Source organism: Helcococcus bovis (assembly GCF_046035835.1).
GTDB lineage: Bacteria > Bacillota > Clostridia > Tissierellales > Peptoniphilaceae > Helcococcus > Helcococcus bovis.
In genome coordinates this window covers 1-1,815 of the sequence record NZ_JBFNGB010000040.1, presented here as the reverse complement: position 1 = coordinate 1,815, position 1,815 = coordinate 1, and the positions used below count along the sequence as shown (strand labels likewise).

The 1,815-nt window shown below is 26.6% G+C and carries 3 protein-coding genes; all 3 read left to right on the top strand.

All coding sequences use genetic code 11. From position 1 onward, the window contains the following. Positions 1 to 584 (top strand): RNB domain-containing ribonuclease (locus ABGF48_RS08395; RefSeq protein ID WP_408105891.1); only part of this gene is annotated, 584 nt, incomplete at its 5' end. Then, positions 574 to 1,029 (top strand): SsrA-binding protein SmpB, encoded by a 456-nt coding sequence (gene smpB, locus ABGF48_RS08390; protein ID WP_408105890.1) that lies wholly within the window; start codon positions 574 to 576, stop codon positions 1,027 to 1,029. The genes ABGF48_RS08395 and smpB, both read left to right, overlap by 11 nt. 10 nt (positions 1,030 to 1,039) lie before the next feature. After that, positions 1,040 to 1,648: a cyclodeaminase/cyclohydrolase family protein gene (locus tag ABGF48_RS08385; protein ID WP_408105889.1), complete on the top strand. Its 609-nt coding sequence runs from the start codon at positions 1,040 to 1,042 to the stop codon at positions 1,646 to 1,648. The last annotated feature ends 167 nt before the right edge of the window (positions 1,649 to 1,815 follow it).

The following is a 1,815-nucleotide window of genomic DNA, read 5'->3' as shown; positions in this document are numbered from 1 at the left end:
CAAATTTAAGCTTTTTAATTAGTAATATTATGCTAAGAACTATGAAAAAGGCAATTTATCAAAGAGAGCCAGATATACATTTTGGACTTGCTACAAAAAATTATTCACATTTTACATCTCCAATTAGAAGATATAGTGATTTAGTCGTTCACAGAATATTAAAAGGAAGTTTACATAATAACTATAAGCATCCAAAACGTTCTTACTTAAAGAGACTAGATAAAATCGCTGAGCATATATCAGAAACTGAGAGAAAAGCACAAGAAGCCGAAAGGGATGTAGATGCACTTAAAAAAGCTGAATATATGGAGCAGAGAATTGGTAAAGTTTATGATGGTATAATCAGTTCTGTTACATCATTTGGTATATTTGTAGAGTTACCAAATACAGTAGAAGGGCTAATACATTTTAGAAATTTAAATGATGATTATTATGAATTTGATCGTGAAAATTATAAAATAGTAGGGGAACATACTGGAAAAATATATGAATTAGGACAAAAAGTTAGAGTAAAAGTAAGTAGTGTTAATGTAGATTTGAGAGAAATTGATTTTAAGTTAGTGAAGGAAGAAGATGAGCATTAAAACATTAGCTAGGAATAAAAAAGCAAAACATGATTTTCATCTAGAGGACTATTTTGAAGCAGGAATAGTTTTGGAAGGAAATGAAGTTAAAAGCATAAAGGCTGGACAAGTATCAATTAAAGAGTCATTTTGTCAAATAAAGAATAATGAAGTTTACATAGTGGGAATGCATGTAACTCCGTATTCTTATGGAAATAATTTTAGTAAGCAAGATCCACTTAGAACAAGAAAATTATTACTAAATAAAAAAGAAATAAGAAAAATATTGAGTAAAGTTAGTGAAAAAGGATATGCATTCTTACCTTTAGAAGTAAAAGATAAAGATGGACTTGTAAAGATTGATATTGCTATTGGTAAAGGTAAAAAACTTTATGATAAGAGAAATGATTTAAAAGAAAAAGATGATAAAAGACGTATTGAACGTACATTAAAAGATATGTATTAATGGGGGAATCATGTACATAGAAGAGTATTTGGAAAATATTACAGAGGTAAATCATAAAGCTGGGGGAGGATCTGTAGCTGCGTTTAATGGTGCACTAGCAGCATCATTGATGATTAAAGCATATAATATGGCAAAAAAATCCAATCCAGAAGTTGAACAAAGATTAGGATTTGAATATTATCAAAATTTACAAAATTTAAAAAATGATTTTACGAGATTAGTTACAGAAGATGGAGAAATATTTGGAAAGGTTTTAGAAGCTTATAAATTGCCTAAAGAAACTCGTGAAGATAGACATTATAGAAGAGAAAAGATTCAAGAAACATTAAAAGGTGCCATAGATTCGCCTTTTGAAATCATAATAAAGGCATTAAAGCTATTTGAAAATATATTTGTTTTTGTTGAATTCTCAAATCCTGTAATAAATTCGGAAATAGCTGTTGCAAAAAATCAACTAATTGCATCTATAGAATCTGCGATGGTTAACATGAAAGTTAATATAAAGGCTATAGATGATAAAGAATATAAGATAAAAAAACAAAATAGTATATTAAAGATATATCAAAATTTAGAATATAATAAAAAGAAGTTACAAAACTTTTTAGAAAGAAATTTGTAAAAAATTTAAGGAATTTTTAATATATTTAATAAACCTGTTTATTAAATTGATAATATTAAATTTGTTAATAAAATTACACAATTTCTATACAATTGAAAATACTGTAAAATACAACATCATACCGCTTGCAGTGGAAAAATATGAGTAAATTATATAGTATTTAATTT